Annotated in this window: 20 protein-coding genes and 2 pseudogenes; 9 read left to right on the top strand and 13 right to left on the bottom strand. The window is 59.9% G+C overall.

Translation table 11 applies throughout. From position 1 onward, the window contains the following. The first annotated feature begins 95 nt into the window (after positions 1-95). Both V7S54_RS20800 and V7S54_RS20795 read left to right on the top strand, forming a co-directional pair. The gene (locus tag V7S54_RS20800; protein ID WP_336409459.1) at positions 96-920 is read left to right on the top strand and encodes a M55 family metallopeptidase; all 825 of its coding nucleotides are present in this window, start codon (positions 96-98) and stop codon (positions 918-920) included. A 23-nt stretch (positions 921-943) separates the two neighbouring features. Beyond that, positions 944-2,182 (top strand): NAD(P)/FAD-dependent oxidoreductase, encoded by a 1,239-nt coding sequence (locus V7S54_RS20795; RefSeq protein ID WP_065375811.1) that lies wholly within the window; start codon positions 944-946, stop codon positions 2,180-2,182. A gap of 491 nt (positions 2,183-2,673) precedes the next feature. On the opposite strand, the gene V7S54_RS20790 is transcribed toward V7S54_RS20795, so the two are convergent. Together V7S54_RS20790 and V7S54_RS20785 are read right to left on the bottom strand one after the other, a co-directional pair. Beyond that, positions 2,674-2,967, bottom strand: coding sequence for a type II toxin-antitoxin system RelE/ParE family toxin (locus tag V7S54_RS20790; protein WP_065375812.1), 294 nt, complete (start codon positions 2,965-2,967; stop codon positions 2,674-2,676). Further along, entirely contained in the window at positions 2,964-3,272 is a 309-nt protein-coding gene (locus tag V7S54_RS20785; RefSeq protein WP_065375813.1) for a type II toxin-antitoxin system RelB/DinJ family antitoxin, read from the bottom strand. The genes V7S54_RS20790 and V7S54_RS20785 overlap by 4 nt, the downstream gene beginning before the upstream one ends. Before the next feature lie 462 nt (positions 3,273-3,734). Here V7S54_RS20785 and V7S54_RS20780 point away from each other — a divergent pair, with 462 nt between their 5' ends. Beyond that, complete coding sequence (locus V7S54_RS20780) at positions 3,735-5,474, top strand: adenylate/guanylate cyclase domain-containing protein (RefSeq protein ID WP_336409460.1); 1,740 nt, start codon at positions 3,735-3,737, stop codon at positions 5,472-5,474. Between the two features lie 716 nt (positions 5,475-6,190). On the opposite strand, the gene V7S54_RS20775 is transcribed toward V7S54_RS20780, so the two are convergent. The 4 genes and pseudogenes from V7S54_RS20775 to V7S54_RS20760 all read right to left on the bottom strand — a co-directional run bounded on the left by V7S54_RS20775 (position 6,191) and on the right by V7S54_RS20760 (position 8,324). Beyond that, positions 6,191-6,340, bottom strand: a complete 150-nt coding sequence (locus V7S54_RS20775) for a transcriptional regulator (protein WP_419178173.1) — start codon at positions 6,338-6,340, stop codon at positions 6,191-6,193. A gap of 167 nt (positions 6,341-6,507) precedes the next feature. Further along, a pseudogene (locus V7S54_RS20770) lies at positions 6,508-6,752 on the bottom strand (DUF4168 domain-containing protein); the annotation flags it as partial. A 43-nt stretch (positions 6,753-6,795) separates the two neighbouring features. Then, on the bottom strand, positions 6,796-7,314 hold the full coding sequence (locus tag V7S54_RS20765) for a tetratricopeptide repeat protein (protein ID WP_234793149.1): 519 nt from the start codon (positions 7,312-7,314) through the stop codon (positions 6,796-6,798). Continuing rightward, positions 7,305-8,324 carry an adenylate/guanylate cyclase domain-containing protein gene (locus V7S54_RS20760; protein ID WP_442892583.1) on the bottom strand — a complete coding sequence of 340 codons (1,020 nt, stop codon included), beginning with the start codon at positions 8,322-8,324 and terminating at the stop codon, positions 7,305-7,307. The genes V7S54_RS20765 and V7S54_RS20760 overlap by 10 nt, the downstream gene beginning before the upstream one ends. Positions 8,325-8,858: 534 nt before the next feature. Between V7S54_RS20760 and V7S54_RS20755 the strand changes: the two genes are divergently transcribed. Next, positions 8,859-10,091, top strand: a complete 1,233-nt coding sequence (locus tag V7S54_RS20755) for a flavin-containing monooxygenase (RefSeq protein WP_065375815.1) — start codon at positions 8,859-8,861, stop codon at positions 10,089-10,091. Positions 10,092-10,528: 437 nt separating this feature from the next. Here the strand turns inward: V7S54_RS20755 and V7S54_RS20750 are convergent, their stop codons facing one another. From V7S54_RS20750 to V7S54_RS20735, 4 genes are all read right to left on the bottom strand, one after another. Next, on the bottom strand, positions 10,529-11,365 hold the full coding sequence (locus V7S54_RS20750) for a tetratricopeptide repeat protein (RefSeq protein ID WP_065375816.1): 837 nt from the start codon (positions 11,363-11,365) through the stop codon (positions 10,529-10,531). Between the two features lie 190 nt (positions 11,366-11,555). Continuing rightward, positions 11,556-11,990 (bottom strand): hypothetical protein, encoded by a 435-nt coding sequence (locus tag V7S54_RS20745; protein WP_176707588.1) that lies wholly within the window; start codon positions 11,988-11,990, stop codon positions 11,556-11,558. Between the two features lie 25 nt (positions 11,991-12,015). Further along, complete coding sequence (locus V7S54_RS20740; protein WP_065375818.1) at positions 12,016-12,216, bottom strand: winged helix-turn-helix domain-containing protein; 201 nt, start codon at positions 12,214-12,216, stop codon at positions 12,016-12,018. A 40-nt stretch (positions 12,217-12,256) separates the two neighbouring features. Further along, positions 12,257-12,541 (bottom strand): hypothetical protein, encoded by a 285-nt coding sequence (locus V7S54_RS20735; RefSeq protein ID WP_065375819.1) that lies wholly within the window; start codon positions 12,539-12,541, stop codon positions 12,257-12,259. A gap of 539 nt (positions 12,542-13,080) precedes the next feature. Here V7S54_RS20735 and V7S54_RS20730 point away from each other — a divergent pair. The 4 genes and pseudogenes from V7S54_RS20730 to V7S54_RS20715 all read left to right on the top strand — a co-directional run. Then, positions 13,081-13,272, top strand: a complete 192-nt coding sequence (locus V7S54_RS20730; RefSeq protein WP_065375820.1) for a DUF6494 family protein — start codon at positions 13,081-13,083, stop codon at positions 13,270-13,272. 374 nt (positions 13,273-13,646) lie between these two features. Continuing rightward, entirely contained in the window at positions 13,647-14,408 is a 762-nt protein-coding gene (locus V7S54_RS20725) for a L,D-transpeptidase (protein WP_234793150.1), read from the top strand. 132 nt (positions 14,409-14,540) lie between these two features. Next, on the top strand, positions 14,541-14,771 hold the full coding sequence (gene rpsU, locus V7S54_RS20720; protein WP_057249963.1) for a 30S ribosomal protein S21: 231 nt from the start codon (positions 14,541-14,543) through the stop codon (positions 14,769-14,771). A 237-nt stretch (positions 14,772-15,008) separates the two neighbouring features. Beyond that, positions 15,009-15,128: pseudogene (locus tag V7S54_RS20715) on the top strand (transcriptional regulator); the annotation flags it as partial. A gap of 213 nt (positions 15,129-15,341) precedes the next feature. Here the strand turns inward: V7S54_RS20715 and V7S54_RS20710 are convergent. After that, complete coding sequence (locus tag V7S54_RS20710) at positions 15,342-16,736, bottom strand: sulfite oxidase (RefSeq protein WP_336409461.1); 1,395 nt, start codon at positions 16,734-16,736, stop codon at positions 15,342-15,344. A 573-nt stretch (positions 16,737-17,309) separates the two neighbouring features. Between V7S54_RS20710 and V7S54_RS20705 the strand changes: the two genes are divergently transcribed. Beyond that, complete coding sequence (locus tag V7S54_RS20705; protein WP_336409462.1) at positions 17,310-17,783, top strand: YbhB/YbcL family Raf kinase inhibitor-like protein; 474 nt, start codon at positions 17,310-17,312, stop codon at positions 17,781-17,783. 418 nt (positions 17,784-18,201) lie between these two features. Here V7S54_RS20705 and V7S54_RS20700 read toward each other — a convergent pair whose 3' ends face one another. Next, on the bottom strand, positions 18,202-18,561 hold the full coding sequence (locus tag V7S54_RS20700; protein ID WP_057205211.1) for a helix-turn-helix domain-containing protein: 360 nt from the start codon (positions 18,559-18,561) through the stop codon (positions 18,202-18,204). After that, a complete protein-coding gene (locus V7S54_RS20695) occupies positions 18,558-19,433 on the bottom strand; it encodes a S1C family serine protease (RefSeq protein WP_065375870.1) in 876 nt (291 codons plus the stop codon). Before V7S54_RS20695 ends, V7S54_RS20700 begins: the two co-directional genes overlap by 4 nt. Positions 19,434-19,917: the final 484 nt, after the last annotated feature.

Raw genomic sequence — 19,917 nt, 5'->3', positions numbered from 1 at the left:
ACAAGAAAGATATTTTCTAATCATAAAACTATGTTTATCGTCGGAAAGTCAAATGCATTATCCGCGCCATAGCGCGGCTGACTGGGGAGGCAGAAATGCGCCTATATATTTCCGCTGATATCGAGGGGATCGTCGGCGTGGTAAGCCGCGACCAGCTGATGCCGGAAGGCTTCGAGTACGAGAATGCGCGCCGCTGGATGACCGATACCGTGGTCAACGCCTGCGAGGCGGCCCGTGAGGAAGGCGTGGAAGAGGTTATCCTCAGCGATTCCCATGGGAATGGCGAGAGCATCCTGATCGATCGCCTGCCCGACTATGTGCAGATCGTCCGCAGTTGGCCACGTCCCCTGATGATGATGCAGGGCGTCGAGCTCGGTTCCTTCGTCGGCGCGATGCTCATCGGCTACCACGCCGGCGCCAGCCATATCGGTGGCGTGCTGTCGCATACGATCGGCGGCACGGCCTTTGCCGAAGTGCGGATCAACGGCGTTGTCATGCCGGAGGCCGGCATCAACGCCGCCATTGCCGGCCATTTTGACGTGCCGGTGCTGCTCGCCTCGGGCGACAATGTGGCATTGGACGAGATACGCCAGGTTATCGGAGACATCGTTGCGGTACCGGTGAAGCAGGTCTACAGCACGCAATCGGCGATAACGCTGACGCCGGCCGTCGCGCATCGCCGGATTCGCGAGGGCGTCAAGAAGGCATTGTCCAGGGCAGGTTCGGCAAGGCCGTTCAAGCTGGACAGTCCGGTCCTGGAAATCGTATTCCGCAACCGCCTGCCGGCCGAATATCTTTCCTACCTCAAGGGCATCGAACGCACCGACGGCTATACGATCCGCTACCAGGGCGACGACATGGTCGACGTCTCGCGCTTCATCGAGTTCGTGGTCGGCTACAATTCACGCCTCACCTTCTGACGCACCCACGGCGAACCCCATCCATGACCACCTCTATCGTACTCGGCGCCGGCATGGTCGGCGTCTCAACCGCGCTCGCCCTGCAGGAAAGCGGCCACCAGGTGGTGCTGCTCGATCGCAAGGCGCCTGGCCGGGAAACCAGCTACGGCAACGCCGGCATCATCCAGACCGAGGCCGTCGAGCCATACGCTTTCCCTCGCTCAATGCGCGAGATCGCGTCGGTTGCCCTGAAGCGGGCAAACGATGTCGACTGGCGGCTGCGCGACATGCCGCATTTGGTAGGGCCGCTCTGGCGGTACTTCGCCCAGTCGGCGCCCGCACCATATGCCAGAACCGTCGCCGCCTATTCGCGGCTGGTGCTGCGCGCGAGCGAAAATCATGCACGCTTCATCGAACCTGCAGGAGCCGGCGAGCTGATCGTCCGGCAGGGGTGGCGCGCCGTCCATCGAAGCCCCGCGAAATTTGAGGCAGCTATCGCCACCGCCGAGCGGCTGAAGCAGGCCTATGGTGTGCCGTCAAATGTGATGAGCGCGGACGAACTCGCTGCGAGCGAGCCTCGAATGCGTCGCCGGCTGGCAGGTGCGATACACTGGACCTCGCCGTGGACCTGTCGTGACCCGGGCGAACTGGTTGCCCGCTACGCCGCCCTTTTCGTCGCGCGCGGTGGAACCGTGGATCGCGGCAATGCAATGACGCTGCAGCAGCACGGCGCAGGATGGCGAGTGTTGTCTCAGGATGGCGTTGTATCGGCGCAAAACGTGATCGTCGCCTTGGGACCATGGTCGCCGGCGCTCGTCAAGACCTTCGGCTATCGCATACCCATGGTGTTCAAGCGCGGGTATCACCGGCATTTCGCGATTGCGGACGGGCCGCGCGTCTCAACGCTGGATGTCGACAACTCCACCTTGATCGCGCCGATGAACGCCGGTTGGCGGGTTCTGACCGGGGCACACATGGCGCCGCCTGGCTCAGCGTCGGCATCGCGACAGATTCTGCATGCCGTCAACGCCGCGTGCGAGCTTTTTGTGCTGCGCGAACCCGTCGAGGAGACGCCTTGGTCGGGCACCCGCCCCTGCATGCCTGACATGCTGCCCGTCGTTGGTCCCAGCCGGCACAAGGGGTTGTGGTTCCATTTTGGTCACGGCCATCAGGGCTTTACATTGGGGCCGACGACCGCGTTTCTCCTGGCGGAGCAGATTGACGGGAGACACACCAATCCGCTCGCCTCGCCCCTGTTGCCGTCGGCACGAAACTGGGCCTAGGGCAAACCGCTAACCTGGGACCACACAAGCATAAGCTCGGTCAGTGATGACCGGACTTTTCATATTCACGTGGTTGGCCGTCCAACAGAAAGCTGCTCGCGCCCCATCCAGGCAGTTCCACTTCCTGGCGCACCCATGCGACCCCGCTCGCCTCTATATCCACAACGGCATGCGTGCCAACGTAAGAACCCAACGTCCCTGGACGTAGGCGGCAATTGCGGCGGGATGAAAGCGCGCGGCTGGCGCCGTCACTGATGGCGATCGCCGAAGGTACTTGCCTCGTTCCAAGTTTTCACAATCATGTCTGCCGTACGGTGGCGGCTTTTGATAGTGATCCCATACGGCATTCATTCGCCTCCCTTTCGATGTGGCCAGACCTTATTCCAACATCGAAGGCTGGGTCGAGCGTCCGTTTTAGGCCGGAAACCGACCGTCGAATGGCTGCTCTTGAAGGGATTCGAACCGGCGACTTCGTTGGCTCATAGTTGGGACTACTCGTCGCCGAACTCGAAGGGCCATATCTGGGCGCCGTGCAGGACGCGCAGAATGCGGATCCGATCCACCGACACCATGTAGGCGGCGATGTATGGTGTGCGCGGAATCACCAACTCCCGCGTTCCCTCAATTCGACCGGGACGACCGCTTTCGGGAAAGTCGAGGAGACGTCGAATGGCTCGCACAATCTCCTCATCGACGTGGATTGCCGCTTTCGGATTTTCGCTTTCAATGTAACTGAAGATAGCGTCTCGATCGTCAAGCGCGTACTGCGCCCAGACAAGCCTCATCGGTCGCCAGCCCCTGCCTTACGCAGAGCAGCCGCCCGGCGCTCGCGGAAGCGAGCCTCTGCATCAGCATCCTCTAAATCGGGTCGTGTGTCCTCAAGGGCCTGCAACACTTTGGCGCGGAACCAGGCGTCGTGGGCGTCACTGCTACCAACCATTTCCAGCGGCAGAGAGCCCTCGTTCGCTGTCCGGGTTAAGAGGATTCGAACAGCATCCGAGACGGTCAGCCCCATGTTCTGCAGCACGGCCGTAGCGCGGTCCTTAATGTCAGCATCAATCCGGGTCTGGACCAGTGCATTTGCAGCCATCACAATTCTCCTCACAAAGCCTCAATGTAATGCAACTGCATGACGGAATCTAGTGTTGTCGCGAACAGTGAATCGGTCGGGCCCAATCGACGTTCCGTAAGCGTGACGTAATGACCGCGCAGAAGCGCCTACCGGGTTCCGGACGATACGTTATGTGATCCTAGCTGCACAGATAGCGAACATTTAAGTTGTTGTCGCAGGATTGCGAAGGAACTGGTGCGATACGCAATCCAGATAGCGCTGCCGGATACACTTTCTCCGATCTGTGTTCAGAACAAAACCTCCGTCGGAAGGCTGCAACACACGCGGCGTAGACGCACACGGAGATCGAATCACGTCTTCGAAAAGGCGTGGGATGTGCACTCATATGATCGTCGGAACTCCATTCGGAATCGGCCCGTTGGACTTCGACCCAGGGCGCAAATATCATAGAGTCGTTGCCACCTTCGGGTAGATGCCCAAATGGCCGAAGAACACGTTAAGCGCCGTCTTGCAGCTATCGTCGTCGCGGACGTGGTTGGTTATTCGCGTTTGATGGAGATGGACGAGGTTGCGACGCTGGCCGTGCTGAAGGAGCGCCGGGCGAAAATTCTCCAGCCTGTCGTGCGCGCACATGGCGGCCGCATTGTCAAAGTGATGGGTGATGGGGTTCTCGTTGAGTTCACGAGTGCGGTCAACGCCCTGTCAGGAGCGATCGAGCTACAGCGGCGGATGGCGGATGCAAACGCTTCGCTGCCAGAGGCGCAACGTATCGTCCTGCGCATCGGGATCAATCTCGGCGATGTTGTCGTAGACGGCAGTGACCTCTATGGCGACGGCGTCAACATCGCCGCACGGCTGCAAAGTCTTGCCGAGCCGGGAGCCATCTATGTCTCCGCGGGCATCCATGATCAAGTCAAACGAAAGCTCGCACTTGGCTACGATGATCTCGGGCCGAAATCCCTGAAAAACATCGCCGAAGAGGTTCACGTCTATCGTGTTTCCGAGGCCGAGGCCGCGAAGGATCACGCAGAAAAGCCGGAGCTGCCGCTGCCTACCAGGCCGTCCATCGCCGTGTTGCCGTTCACCAATCTGAGCGGGGAAGCCGAATACGACGTTTTCGCAGACGGTTTGACAGAAGACCTCATTACCGACCTTTCAAGGAATGCCGGTCTGTTTGTCATCGCGCGCCATTCCATCTTCGCCTACAAGGGGAAGTCGGTCGACGTTCGATTGATCGCGCGCGAACTGGGCGTCCGCTACCTCGTGGAGGGAAGTGCACGCCGCGCCGCCGGTCGCGTGCGGATCAACGTTCAGCTCATCGACGCCGTTGGCGGAGATCATCTCTGGGCCGAACGCTTCGACCGAAATCTCGAAGACATTTTTGGCGTACAAGACGAAGTCACGGACAAGATCGTCGAGGCCCTTGTTGGACGTTTGGCGGGATCACCGTCGCGTAATCGCCCGAAGAGCCTGGAAGCTTATGATCTTTGTGTCCGTGGACGAAGTCTGATCTCGGCGTTCAACAGTTCCCCAGAAGCGCTTCGCGAAGCCGAGATACTCTTGAACCAGGCAGTCTCCATCGATTGCGAATATGCGGAGGCATTTCGCTGGCTGGCTTTTGTTTACTGGCAATTGTGGGCGCAGAGCATCGAACCCACGGAAGAGAACCGATCACGAGCCCTTGAGCTGGCCCGCAAGGCATTGGCATTGGACAGGAACGATGCTGCCGGTCACTGGTTTATCGGATATTTGCTGGCCTATGAAAAACGCTGGCCTGAGTCCGATGAAGAGTTTGCAGCCGCCTTCACGCTGGAACCAAACAATGCGGATGCCCTGGCCATCTGTTCGGAGTTTGCGGCGTTCGCAGGTCGCGCATCGGAAGCGATCGAACTGATCCAAAGGGCGCTTCGCCTAAATCCGCACCCAGCCGGGTGGTATTATTGGCAGCTTGGCCTCGCGCATTACGCGGCCTGCCAATACGAAGAAGCCATCAAGATTTTGCGCACGGATGCGATCTACCGCAGCCCTTCGCGACGCATACTGGCGGCCAGCCTTGCCCAACTTGGGCGCAGGGACGAGGCGATGCATGAGGCAGCTCTTTTCATGGCGATGACCCCAAAGTTCACGATTACGCACTGGGCCGCGGCACAACCCGCCCGCAATATGGAGACGCTCCAGCGCTTTATCGAAGGCTATCGGAAGGCCGGATTGCCCGAATGATTGTGAAAGTTGGTAAGCTAGGCCTCAGACGGCGCATCGGTCCTTCATGCGAATTGACTGCTAGACAGTGGAATCTCTTTCTTGACGTGCTTGCCTACGTTCGGGCTTGTAGGACGCTAGCAATTTCATAGCCATCTCGATTCCCGTAGGGCCGTTTGGGTCGACGTCATTCGCGCGACACCATTCCTCATGCCGCCGCCTGATCGCGTCCATGTCGGTCGTAGAAAACGTGTTGCGCATCTCCCCTCCCCGGTGTCGCATAAGGGGGGCAAACTATCACAACTGAAATAATAGAGACCCGGCACAAATACTGGGTTTCATCGGCGTTTCTGGTTGTTTGATCCCATTCGGTGTCTGCAGCTTGCGGTCACGTGAGAGTGGTAGTGAAGATCGTGGACAGGCAGGCCGCAGGGAGGCGACTGATGGGATATGACTGGACGGGCGCACGAGAAGCGCCGAATGAAGGTCACACGCTACAGTGCGGCGGTCACGATCGCCGCCCTGGTCGTTACCGCCGCTACGCAGGTTGTCAGTAAAACACTCTAGAATCGAAAAGCCCCTCCCTTGCTCACGCAAGAGGAGAGGCCCGGCGTCTGAGCGTTCGACTTCACAGACGCGGGTATTGATGGCAGAGACGTCGGAAATTGATAGCCCGCTCACACGATTGTGGGCAAAAGTTGATGCCCGGTGCGTCCTGCTCGTGCGACATGCCCGAGCTACTTCTTGAAACGAACACCCACTCCGCCACCATTTTCCGGAATAAACTCTATCCCTGCCTTATCAAATGCGGAGGCGATGCTCGCGAGATTGTTGCTGATAGGCACGTGAGTTCCCCGTACAAAATCGGCAACAGTCTGGCGAGACACGTTAGCTGCATTCGCGAGCTCTGCTTTCCCGAGCTATGCTTGGCTCGAGCCCAGCATAGCTCGTGCCCCTCGGTCAGTTAGGCATTCATCACTCAGCACCGGGAGCCCGCAAATGGGGTTCGCGGGCCACCCGCAGTGTCCGGCAATCCGATTGCTGCCGAGGCCACCTACTGCTGTGCCGGAGCCGCCTTTTGAAGTTCTGCCTGAACCTTCTTGGCGATGGCCGGATTGCTCTGCGCCTCCATAAGGATTGCCGAATATTCTTCGACCGAAATGGACGGCGAGGCTTTGACGGCTCAACCATTTTCTTGCTGCCTTCGGTCTCCAGCTGCTTCTTCGCCGCCGCGTCCGGTGTTGCTTCTATCTTTACCGAGTGTTCCTGCCTGACCTTTTCGACCTGAAGATAGGCAACCTGGTTCGTTCCGGGCCGCCAACCCTACCCTCCTCGCTTTCGCTCATTCTGGCAGCCCTGCCTTGAGATAGCCTTCGATAAAATGCTGTCGGTCGGCATCATCCCCGAAGGGCTGCGTCCGACCCCACTGCCGGGCCGAAAAATTCGGAAATTCCGAGAGGAATTCCCTCCCCACCCTGCGCGCTTCTGCGGTACGGTCCAGTCGCGCAAGCGCGGCGGCGAGATTGCGTTTTGAGCCAGGTCCACCCGCCTGTGGGTGACGGAGCGTTTCGACAGCATCCTGATATCGACCAGCAGCATACTGGGCCCAGCCGAGGAACGAGTAGTGGTCGCCTGGAGGATAGGGATTAAGGCGAAAACTGTTCTCGGCGCATTCAACGGCCTCATTTGCACGCCCCTCGAACACCCGGAGATCGGCAAGGTGGGCCCAACCCGCAGAGTGATTGGGATTGAGCCGAAGCCCCAGCTCGAACTCGGCCACTCCCGCTTCGAACTCGCCCTCATAGGCGCGCAGGTAGCCCAGCACGATATGCGCGTCGGCGTTTTCCGGATCTATCTCCACGGCTTTCGCGGCGGCGGTGCGGGCGGCAGCGCGGTGCTCGTCGATAAGCCGTAATAAAGCGCATCGAAATGGTGGCTCATCGCGAGCCAGGCATGCGCCCCGGCAAAGCCCGGATCGATCTCGATAGCCCGGGCGAGGAGCGGACGGGCAGCCCTTGTTTCCCTGAGCGATTGCGTCGCGAGCGCTCGCCCCCGAACGAACAGGTCGTAGGCCTCGAGATCGGTAACTCTCCTGCTCGGAGGGGGTTTCGCCGACGGCAGGACGTCGGCCAAGGCGTTGATCACTTTGGTGACAACTTCGTCCTGCAGGGCAAAGATATCCGCGAGGTCGCGGTCCAGGCGTTCCGCCCAAAGACAGCTGACATTAGTGGCGTCGATAAGCTGCGCATTGATCCGGAGGCGCGCTGCCGCCCTCCTCACGCTTCCCTCGATAAGATAACGGACCCCCAGTTCCTTGGCGATCGCACGCAAATCCAGCGCGCGATCGCTGTAGGCAAAACTCGAATGACGGGCGATCACCAGGAGGCCTTCAACTTTGGAAAGATCGGTGATGAGGTCTTCCGCGAGTCCGTCGGCGAAATACCCCTGCTCCGCATCGCTGCTCAGGGTGGCAAACGGCAGCACGGCAATGGAAGCCACCCGCGGCAGTACCGGAACGGCATTCGGCTCGCCGTCCTCCCGTCCGTGGGTAGGTCCCCAGTCCACCCGGAAAACCCGAATAGGGCGGGCAATGTTCTTCAGCAGACACTCGCCCTGATCAACGAACTGCATCGGCAGCTTGCGATTGACTTGTTCGTGAACGCTGTGACTTATAAGCACCCCGCCTGGCGCGGCCAAGGCCTCCAGCCGGGCGGCGACATTGACCCCATCTCCGAACACGTCGTCCTGGTCAGCCAGGACGTCCTCGAGGTTGATACCCATTCGGAAAACCAGTCGGCGGTCCTGGTCAACATCCTTGCTCCGCTCGGCTGTCGCTCGCTGGAGATCAACGGCGCAGCGCACCGCTTCGATGGCGCTCGCGAATTCCGCCAGGAACCCGTCCCCTGCCGTCTTGAAGATGCGCCCCCGGTGTGTTTCGACCGCTGGCCGGCGACATCGCGCAGCAGTCCCTGCAGCCGCTCGTGGGTGTCCTCCTCGTCACGCTCCATCAAGCGGCTGTAGCCCGCGACATCAGCCGCAAGGATGACTGCCAGCTTCCTTTGGGGTGCGGCAGAAACCAGAGTTGGTTTGTGGTCGTCCGGCATTGGGGGAGGTTACGCTGCACCAGTTCTGCCTTCAACAGGGATCACGGTCCTGCGTGTTGAGGTTGGGGATGCTGCTAGCCTGCGGGCACAGAAACGAACAACGCCTTTCTCCTTAGAGTTGATCGAACTTTCATGTTACCGTCGTATCCTCGCTGCGTGGTGCGTTAGCCTCCTTGTATCAAAGCATATCCAGGACAGGACAGATGGCGGCGGAGCACACCGCCAGCAGGTTTGCCTGAACGTTGATCCGAGGCCGTTGCGCTTCGATTCCTACGATGCCGTCTTGTTGGGAGGATGTGTCATGGCGGGGATACTTGACGTGGTCGTCGTAGGTGCGGGTTCGGCCGGGCTTGGGATCAGTTATTTCCTCAAGCAGCAAGGCCGCGATCATCAGGTGCTTGAACAGGGCCGCGTCGGAGAAACGTGGCGGACCCAACGCTGGGATTCCTTCCGTCTGAACTCGCCGAACATCCGCTCGTTGCTGCCCGGTGATGCCCCCGACGTCCCTGACCCTTGGGGTGCCGGCACGCAGCATCAATTCGTCGCCTATCTCGAGAGCTATGTCGAGCGGCATCGTTTGCCGGTGATAACTGGCACTTCGGTAGGGGAACTATGCACGGATGACGGGCTCTTTCTCGTGACGACGCCGCGCGGTGTACTTCGGGCCCGCAACGTCGTAATCGCGAGCGGTAGCCTGAACTGTCCGAAACGCCCGCCTGCGTCGGCGGAGCTGCCGGGAGCGCTTCGCCAGCTCGATTCCTCGGCCTATCGCAATGCCGCCGAACTGGAGCAAGGTGCTGTTCTGGTGATCGGTAACGGTCAATCGGGCGGCCAGATCGCCGAGGACCTGGCACTCGCCGGGCGCTCGGTCTTTTTGGCGACGAGCCGAGCCGGACGCCTGGTCCGCTATTATCGCGGCGGCGACATCTTCAATTGGATGACGATTTCCGGTTTTCTCGACGTCCCGCGCAGCGAAGTCATCCTTCCTTCCGGGAAGTTGCCGACGCGAGCCCTGCTTGGTGCCACGCACACCATCAGCCTGCAATCGCTGAGTGCCCAAGGAGTCGTGTTGCTCGGTCGCTTCTTGGGTATCGAGAACGGCAGCCTGATATTCGGCGACAACCTGGATGAGCACATGCGCTTTGCCGACCAGAGCTCAGCCGACGTCAAGCGCTTTATTGACGATTACATCCGGCGCGCCGGGCTGAACGCGCCGCCAGCCGAGGATGACCCAGCCGAGATGATCGCCCCACGCCTGCCATATCCACCGATCCGCTCAATCGAATTGGCGACGAGCGGCATACGGTCGGTGATTTGGTGCACAGGCTTCAGAGGCGATTTCCAGTGGATCAAAATACCGGACACCATCGATGACGACGGCCAGCCTATTCACGAGGACGGGATCGGATTCGTTCCCGGACTGTATTTTTCCGGCCTCGATTTTGCCTCGACACGGAAATCGGGAATCATAGCGGGGGTTGCTGAGGAAGCAGCACGTCTGGTGAACCATCTCGCCGGGAGATCGGCGAGATAATTCGATTGGGTAACACCTGCATGGTCAGCGCTATTACAGGACCCTTGTGAAGGGCCGGCCCCTTTTCGGAACGCCGTGTTGGAGTTTCAGCAGCTCTGGCGGGACCGACCGAACCTCTCTCAAGTAGCGCTCGATGGGTGTCTCGAGGCCCTTGTTGGACGCTTGGCGGAATCGCCGTCACGCAACCGTCCGAAGACCCGTGGTTCGCATGCAGCTCCGTCGAACGAGGGCCGCGCCGAGGTGGTGGTCGAGCATCAGCCTCCGTGATGTCTGGGCGACGCGGGAGCCCGGATCTCCTCGGATCAGTGCATACAGGATGGGCTTCGAGCTCCTTGCAGGCGGTATTCCCGGTCCAGAACATTCTCAACTCAGAGAGTCGGCTTCGCGAGCGTGAGCCACGCCGCTTTGTCAACCTCCGGGAAGCCGCCCAGGCACACTCATCGCTCATTCTCGTTGTGAAACCGATCGGTGGCGGCGCCGATCCTCAATTCAAAGGAGCGCGTCTGCCATCCGGTTGCGACAAGCGCGTCGTAGCCTGGATGCCTGCGAACGGCGTCTAGATCCCCATCGTGCCGGATGAATGTGGCAGCATCTTCCGAGCTATGATGGATGGAAGTTTCGAGATACTGCAAAGCAGTGTCCTGGTCACCGGAGAGGGAGTAGACCGCCGCCGCGTTGTAGCAGGTTACCGGATCCTCGGGATCGAGCGTCAGGGCACGTCGAATCCATGAAGCGGCCTGCGAGATTTTGCCGAGATGGACGAGCGTAACGGCGCCGCGTGACAGTGGTGCAGGATTCTCGGGTTGGAGAGTAACCGCGCGCTCGATCCTCTCAAGAGCGAGCTGAGCCCAAGCAAGCCTGTCGGGACCTGACTTGTCGATCATACCGAGCACGAAATAGGGCGCGACATAGTCCTCGCGACGCAAATCCGCCGCTTCGATGAACCGAGCCTTAGCTGCTAGGCGATTGCCCTGCGTCCAAGCCAGATGACCGGCGAACAACTTTGCTTCATAGCAGCTTGGGTCGATCGCCATTGCCCGTGCATAAGCGTCTGCGGCTTCGTCCGTACGTCCGCTCCGATGAAGAACCGAACCTCGGGCCACATACGCCGTGGCGAGATTGGGATCGAGCGCCAATGCCATGTCCGCCGTGGCGAGAATGGAACTACGGGTATGGGAGGTTGCGGACCACTCCAGCAGATAGCAATCACATAGGGCCAGGGCAGCGTAAGCAGGCGCGAAGCCAGCGTCGAGCTCAGTTGCTTTGGCGAACAAGCGGCGTGCCACAAGCAGATGGGCTTTGCTCCAGTGGCGCGCCAATTGCCACCCGTGCCGATAATAGTGTAAGCCTCCATATTGTCGGTGCGGGACAACTGGATGGCCCGTCGTTCCTCCGGCAGAAGCTCGAGTTCGAGGTGCCTTACGGTCGCTTCCGCAATCTCGTCCTGGATCGCGAAGACGTCGTTCAGATACCGGTCGAAACGATCGGCCCATAGTATGGTGGCCGATTGCGCATCGACAAGCCGAGCGGAAACGCGCAGGTGCTCCCCGCCAGCCGGACGCTACCGTCCACGACATATTGCACGCCGAGCGCTTCGGCAACTTCGGTCGCGGGCGGAGGGGCCGCGGTTTCAATGGCTCGAACGGGCCGTGACACGACCGTCAATTGCCGGCTTCGTGTCAGCGCCGTGGCGATGTCGTCCGTCAACCCATCCGCGAACCAATGGTGCTCGTGGTCGTGCGCCAGTGGTCGGAAGGGCAGGACCGCGATGGTCGGTTTCTCCGATCGGCGGGCCGGAAGCCGGTTCCGACTGCGGATTTGCTCTGCATCCACCATGTAGCCGCGACGCGGGACCGTACGGACAAACCCTTCCCCTTCAGCGCCGAGTGCCGCGCGCACTCCCTTCAGGCACTGGCTGAGTGAATCATCGGTGACGATCGAAATTCGGCCATACCGCGGCGATCAGCTCTTCCTTGTCGATCACCCTGCCCGGATTTTCGACGAGGTAAACGAGCATTGCCAAGGACTTCGGACGGAGTGCGACGTCCTCATGGCCGCGCTGGAGCCTGCCCCTACCGAGATCGAGCGTGTGGCCTGCGAATTCGTAGATGCGTTCAGGTCTCATCTCATCCCCCGCGTCCAAGTGAGTGCGATGAAAATACACCTCAGCCATCCAGGCGAAAATAGTCGAACACCGCCGTCCCCTCCGAGGCGAGGCTCCGGTCAAGATGGTCCCATTTTATACGGCGGACTTTGCGGTAGACGCCGATATCGTTTAGCTGCTCATCGCCCATCCTGGAAAAGGCTTCCAAGGCCCTTTCGTCCGTAACGCGGGAGTTGGGTTTCCCACCTGCCCCGGCCGCGTGTGCCGCAATGCGCTTCAAAATCCGCAATACGACCTGGAAGACGCTCGTCAATGACATCGTACTGTCGATGCGGATATAGGACATTGGTCGCTCCATTCATTGTTGGTGACGGACTAAAACTCCCATGCGCCCGCCCAAATGTCCGGAACGTTCGGGGAAAGTTTCCTGAAGTTCTTTTGAAACCCTCGTGAGACGAGCAGGGGCAGCAATCACGGCCGTCCGTCGTCAAAGCCCTCAACGGCGTCTATGGCTACGTCCTGACAGGCGTGCCGGACGAAACCTACGAGGTTGCTCGCGAAATAGCCGCCATGAACCGACCGTCGCCCTTCCGTGTGTGGACCCGGACACCATCCCGCCACCAAGCTCCCGAGCAAGTCGAATTGCTCCTCCGAGCGCAACGCGAAACCCAAGTTCCGCACGATACATTATGCGATTTTCGAGCTCCTTCCGCCGCGCATAACGTGGATCGGTTCCACGCCTCCTCCCAGAACCGATTAAGTTCAAAGGCCCCGGAACCTCCGCCCGTGTCGCAGTGTGCTTGTAGCGCACCGCGCCTCACCGCCCTGCTTCCTTGATCGCGCGGCTTGCCTTACAATCCCTTCCGGACACAGTGGAGTTCCGCCATGAGCGAAGACGCCTTCAACATGTCGATCCGCAAGTTTCTGAAGGAAGTCGGCATCACCTCGCAGCGCAAGATCGAGGAGACGGTGCGCGAAGGGCAGGCCGGCGGCCAAAAGCTGAAGGTCCGCATGACGTTAACGGCAGAAGGCACCGACCTCAACCACGTGGTGAATGGCGAGATCGAACTTCCATAAGAAGCATCGGGCTTCCTAACGTGCAACGTCGCATCCCCTGATACGAATTCGGAGCCGTCTGAACGCCATTCACCTAACCACGGACCCATGCTGCTCGCCCTGGAATCACTGGAGCGCATAACTGCTGCCGCAGAACCCAAAATGTAGCGGCTCCGACGAGCAGTTGGGTCCTGCCATCCAGCCCCTCGAGCCCACGAAATGGCATCTGCCACCCTGCACTTGCAAAAGGGAAGCGGCCGGGAGGCCGGTTTCACGCCTTCTTAACCATGAATTGTGAAAATGTGCCCATCCGGTGGGCATGATGCCGACCGTTCGTTTTGGGTAAAAAGCGCATGCATAAGCCGCAAGATCAGAAGCTGTCCTCTGACGCCCCCATGCCGGAGTCCGGGTACATCGTCTCCCGCCGCGCCGTGCTTTCGGGCCTCGGTGTCATGACCCTGCTTGGCGCTTCCGGCTGCTCGCAGACGCTGGAACTCCCGTCGCTGGGACCAATCGAGCCGTCTGGTGGCATGCCGCCTGTTGGCGTTGACCAAATGCCGACCGGGTCCATCCGCCCGATCCCACCGATCAGCGTCGACAGCAACATCACCGACAACAGCACGATGTATGCCTCGCTGATCGATAATGGTTTCGTGATCCCGGCAATCCCATTCCAGAAGGTCAGGCCGGAATTCCGGCGTCAGATCGTCATCGACCCGACCGGAGAGGCGCCGGGCACGATCGTAGTACGGCTCAACGAGCGGCATCTCTATTGGGTGCAGGAAGGCGGTGAAGCGATCCGCTACGGCGTCGGCATCGGCAAGGCCGGCTTCGAATGGAACGGCCGCGCGGAGATCCAGTACACAAAGGAGTGGCCGATCTGGACGCCGCCCAAAGAGATGATCGCGCGCAAGCCGGAGCTGGTAAAATGGACGGGCGGCCAGCCGGGCGGGCTCGACAACCCGCTCGGCGCCCGCGCGCACTATATCTACAAGGACGGTCACGACACTGGCTATCGCGTGCACGGCTCACCGGAATGGTGGACCATTGGCACTCAAGCATCTTCCGGCTGCGTGCGCATGATCAATCAGGACGTCATCGACCTCTACAACCGGGTCAAGGCGTCGCCGACCAAAGTCCCGATTGTGGTGGCGTGAAAGCCTTCCTGTCCCGGTTTCAGCGTTGCCTCGCTTTATATTTTAGAAAGCTCGAATTTCTGCGAACTGTGAACTTGGAATCAGCTCGAAAACTTGTAAGTTGAGCGACCTTTTCCAACCTACGAGCGGCTAATGCAGGTTCTAGTACGCGATAACAATGTCGATCAGGCGCTCCGCGTCTTAAAGAAGAAACTCCAGCGCGAGGGCATTTTTCGTGAAATGCGGATGCGCGAGGCTTTTGAAAAGCCCTCGGTTAAGAGAGCGCGCGAGAAAGCCGAGGCGGTGAGCCGCCAGCGCAAGAATGCTCGCAAGCAGATGCAACGCGAAGGCCTGCTCCCGTCGAAGCCGAAAAAGAGTAGATAGTTTCGTGAAGGCTTAGGGCGGCCACTGTGACGGTGGAGTAAGCGCCCCCCGTGGTTCAGAAGCACAGGCCCGAGTATTTGCCCGGGCCCGCTGCGTAACTCGAATTGATTAGTCAGCACCCCTAAAAATCCATCGCTTTTGAGCATCGCAATTGCAACGATTTACTTGTAATTGCATAACCGAAAAGCACACGTTAAAAATGAGATTCGTGCTGGTTTATTGCCGCGCAATTCCTCAATTTTAAGAACGCGCACCGTGATTGAGCCGAACCAAAAAATAGGGTCCCGGCTTGCGCACCGCGCCGATATCGACCGCACCTACATCAGCTCTCTCGAACGATGTGTGTACAGCCCCAGTACGAGCGACGCGAATGGCTGCTGTCCCATGTCATGCCATTGCAGGCATGTAGACCTTGGTGACTTCCATTGCTTCCTTCAGACCGACAAAGCGCGCGATCAAGCCGCTCGAAGGTGGCGGCGATTGCGCGCCCGAGGCGGTCATCGCTGAAATCAAAGGAGCCTTTGCACCGCACATGTAACGACGCCGGTTTGAAATGCCTGCTTTCTCGCTTCAGATTACCCGTGCTGTTACAGAGTGGATCGAGTTGTTGCCGTAGCCCAGCCGGTTCCACACGGCGTGCTCGGGTTGTGTCCGGCCCGCCGTGTCGGTGGCGCGCGCCCGCACGGTGAGTGGCCCCGTCTCCTCAAGTCGCGTGATTAACTCCCACCATTGCCAGGCAGCCCGTCGTCGTGCGCCAACGAGCCGTGCCTCGCACCAAGGTCCGTCGTTCAGGCTTACATCGACCCTGGATATGCTCCCCGCGCCCGACCATGCGACACCCCGGATCGCGGTCTCGCCGCGCGGCAGGTTCTCCCCCTCATCAGGTGAAGATACCAACGCTCGCACATTCATCAGCTTCACCGGCGCGCGCTCGTCATGCCCATTGCGCACCCAATGGTACCAGTACTTCTCCGCCTGATAGTACGCTTCGCAGGGCTTGTCGGTAACGTCGATCTCGGTCAGCCACTTGACGGACGCCACCGCATACCAACCGGGCACGATCAGCCGCAATGGATAGCCATGAGGTGGTGACAGTGGCTCGCCGTTCATCTCGTAGGCAAGAAGCGCATCCGTTTCACCGATCTGGTTCAAGCTTAAGCCACGTTCGAAACGAACCGGCGCGCCGTGCCCGTCGACGACCCCGCTGTCGGCACCGCGGAAGGTGAGTTCCGTCGCCCCGGGTCGCATGCCCGCGCGCTCAAGCACTTCCATCAGGCGAACCCCGGTCCACTCGGCGGTGCTGACGGCGCCCATTCCCCAGGCTTCGCCGGGTACGGCCGGATCGAATAGGCTGCGGCCGTTGCCGGCGCATTCCAGTGTCACCACGAGGCTCTCCGCATGAAGGTTGTGAAGCTCCCTCATGCTCAGTTTCAGTGGCCTTTCGACCAGCCCGCCGATCGACAGCCGGTAGTTATCACCGCCAAGGTTCGGAATATCGAAGTGGTTCCGCAAGTAGAACCGACCGTTCGGCATCACGGCACCGCCTGCAAGGTCCGGCACCGAGGTCTCGCCGTTCAACGGATTAACGCTGTGAATGAGAAGGCCAGCCTCGATGGCATCCTGGCACGCATCTGCGGGGTTGAGCACCTCTGCGGACACGTCCACCGGGCGCCCATCACAGCCGCCGCTCGAAACCATCGCTGCGCAGGTCATCGCTGCCGTCACTTCGACCTCGCCGGCTTGACGGAGAGGCGTCAAAAAAGCCTGAAGCACGGTCTCATCCGCTGCCGCGGCAATGAAGAACAGGGAATGTGAGCCCTGTGCGACAGCTTCCCCCTTGATCAGCACACCGTGGCGGGCAGCACTCGGCCGGCTCAAATGGTTCAACAGCATCGCGCCCTTGGCCGGATCGCGCGCGGGACAGGTTTCGGGTGAGTGCCGATGGTGCACAATGAACAGAGGCATCGAAAACTCCCTGCTGGGGCTTCGTCGAACTGGCTGGTCGGTCTGATACGATCAGTGGTGGTCCTTCGGCCACTTCGGCACCTGCATGATCAGATAGAACCGCGCCGCTTCCCGGCCAGGATTAGACGCCGGATTTTTGGATGAACATGCCTTGTCAACCGCGCTAGGAATAGGTTGCCGGTTGATGTTGTGAGGCTGAAGGTCCGCTTTGGACCGGAATCCGAGACACATCCTGCGCCCTGAAGGGATTCGAACTGTAAACCGCAACTGCAAGGAGCTATTTTGCGCTCCCACCATATGTGGGGCGTTGGCATCATCGTCCATCCGATATCCTATGATAAAGTCCTTTATCATCGACAGACGTTCGCGTTAATTTTGCTGACACTCGCAGGCTGCGTGTAGATGTGGGTCGCTATAGAATTATTCTGAAACTGGTTGCGGGTCGACATCCTGGACATCGTGCGCCAATAGGCCGATGCTGTCGTTGGCCTGGAGGCGCCCACAGATTGCGTGGGCACGGGTATATCGTGCGTGCGGCAACGAAACGGTTTCTTGAACTCGTCGAGGCTCCATATGGCGTTCACTATCGCATCGCCCGCCTTTAACAATGGCGGAACCATTCCCAGGCTTTACACCTGCGAAGGGCAAGATATTTCCCCGCCTCTCGAATGGACAGACATCCCGACCGGAACCAGAAGCCTTATATTGATCGTCGACGACCCGGACGCCCCCGATCCGGCCCATCCGAAAATGACCTGGATACACTGGATTGTTTTCAATCTGCCCCCCGATCTGAAGGGGCTTGTGGAAGGGATTTCGCAACTGCCATCAGGCGCTCAGACAGCGAGGAATGGGTGGAACAGCAATGCGTATGGCGGCCCTTGTCCTCCGATCGGTGTGCACCGCTACTTCTTCAAGCTCTATGCACTCAATGACCGGCTCACCCTATCGGCGGCGGCTAGCAAGGACCAAATCGAAGCGCAAATGCGCGATCACATCATTGCCGGAACCGAGCTAGTCGGCACCTATGGCAAAACAGGGATGTGACCGATATGCGTCGACCGATGTACTCGATCAAACCTTCTCGCCGATTGATCAAGATGGAGTGGGGTAGCGCGGACTACGATCTGACCGACGTCAGAACTGCGAACCTCAGCGATAACGTTGATGCTTTGATGCTGAGCCCTCCGCGAATGCTTACATTGCTGTCGTTCAAGATCGCAGAGCCAATGACAAAGCATTGGTTGTCTTCTGGTCTTCGCAATGAGGACCCGCGTGAGCATGATGCTCGCACTCAGTCATTTCGGCCCGCTCCGCGTCGATTTCCGGCACGCACGACCGATGGGCCTACGGCTTCCGCGACACGCACAACGGCGCGCGAATAGGCATCTATGGGATGGTCAGCGGATGACCGTCATCAGAATGACTGTCAATTGGAAGTGTATCGAGCATAATAAAAGCACCTTCACAGATGAATCACGCCGCGCCGCGCGGCGTGGGCGACCGCATCGGTGCGGCCGGTGGCATCAAGCTTGTCGATGACGCGGCCGACATGAAATTTCGCTGTATCGACAGAGATGCCGAGTTTGCGAGCAATCTCTTTATTCGAAAGGCCTTCTGCGAGAAGCGCCACGACTTCGCGTTCGCGGGAAGTCAGGCCCGCCTCCTCCGTGGCGGCCCGCGCCGTGGAGAGGACCAGCTCGGACATCTCCCCTTCCGGCGCCAGGCGCACCCAATCGACTGACGTCAGCAACTCGCTCAACCGCTCCGCAAGCGCCGGATCGTCGATGCGCACCGCGATCGTAACAGGGCCCGTGTCACTCATCGGCGGGGTCGGGTCGCGATAGTGACCGCCGCCTCCACATCAGCGCCCGCACGCCTGATCCCCAAGGAGACCGATCTGCCAATCGATTGATGATCAAGGGTCCGCACGAGCGCATTGACCGAAGGAACGGCCTCACCGTTCCAGTGGACGATGATGTCTCCTTGCAGGACCCCACCAATAGCGCCGGGTCCATCGGGGTCAACACTCATGACCATCGCCCCCTGGCCGCCACCGGTAACGGCGACCTGATGGAGCCCGAGGCCGAGATAGCCACGCGGGACTTCGCCATGCGCCAGGAGAAGAGCCGCCGCGCCTTCCACGGTCGCAGAGGGGATGACGAGGGTTCGGCCCCGGGGGCCGCGCACCGCCATTCCAAAGACATTGCCCTCCGCGCTGATCGCCAAGCCCCCCTCCGCGCGACGTCGCAATCTCACGTCGAGCTCGATACGTGCATCGATTTTCCCGCCGCGCATCGATCGCCAAGTAGGACCAACCGCGATCGCGCTGCCGAATGAAACAAGTGGCGCGCTCTCGGCGGCCGCGGCGACCACGACGAGTGCACCAGGTCGAGGCACCACTTGGTCGAGCACAGCCGACGGCGCGTCGGCTCCCTCGACGCGAAGCAGCGCGACGTCAGTCGACGGATCGCGCCCCACCAGGCTGGCTGGGTGTTGCGTGCCATCCGAGAATTCGATGAGGATCTGACCTTCGTCGGAAAGAGCTTCATCTGCGGTGATGATGAGCCCTGCGCGCCAGACGAATCCGGTGGCGAGCGAACGGGTTGAGGCAATTTCAACAATGCTCGGCGCCACCGCAGCGGCGGCCTCGACGATCGTGGAAGATAATTGAGTGAGGAAACTAGGTTCAGTCATGGGTGATCTCCTGTAGAGCCTAATGTGTGTCTCTACGGCGGTGATAGCCACTGCCCGGTCAGGTAGGCCGATCACGCTCGGCTTGCCGCATCCCAACGCCTCGGCGCTCATCACTTGTCGACGTACGCGGCTGGCCAATTCATAGTCCGAAGCATTACCGATATACGGCCGGCTGTGCGTCCCCTCAATGCCCAAATAATATCTCAACGCGATCTGGAAGGTCAGGATTGCGCCCGTGCGGGGAGCGAGTCTCATACAGGCAGTTCGAATAGATTACCCCGTCAGGGGCATAATTAGCCGGCTGCTCCTTCGCGTAACGGGTATTCGCCGGGGGGTCGTACCAGAACCAACGGCCCCGAATACTCTCCGGATATCCCGTTCCTCGCATATCGAGTTTCCGGCAGTAGCACGGGCTCCCGTCAATACATTATGCGATCCTTTTGGCCCAGAACGTGAACATACTCACAACAAGCCGTGCATGGGG

Source organism: Ensifer sp. CCNWLY38 (assembly GCF_037120565.1).
Lineage (GTDB): Bacteria > Pseudomonadota > Alphaproteobacteria > Rhizobiales > Rhizobiaceae > Ensifer > Ensifer adhaerens_H.
This window is presented reverse-complemented; position numbering and strand designations above follow the sequence as displayed.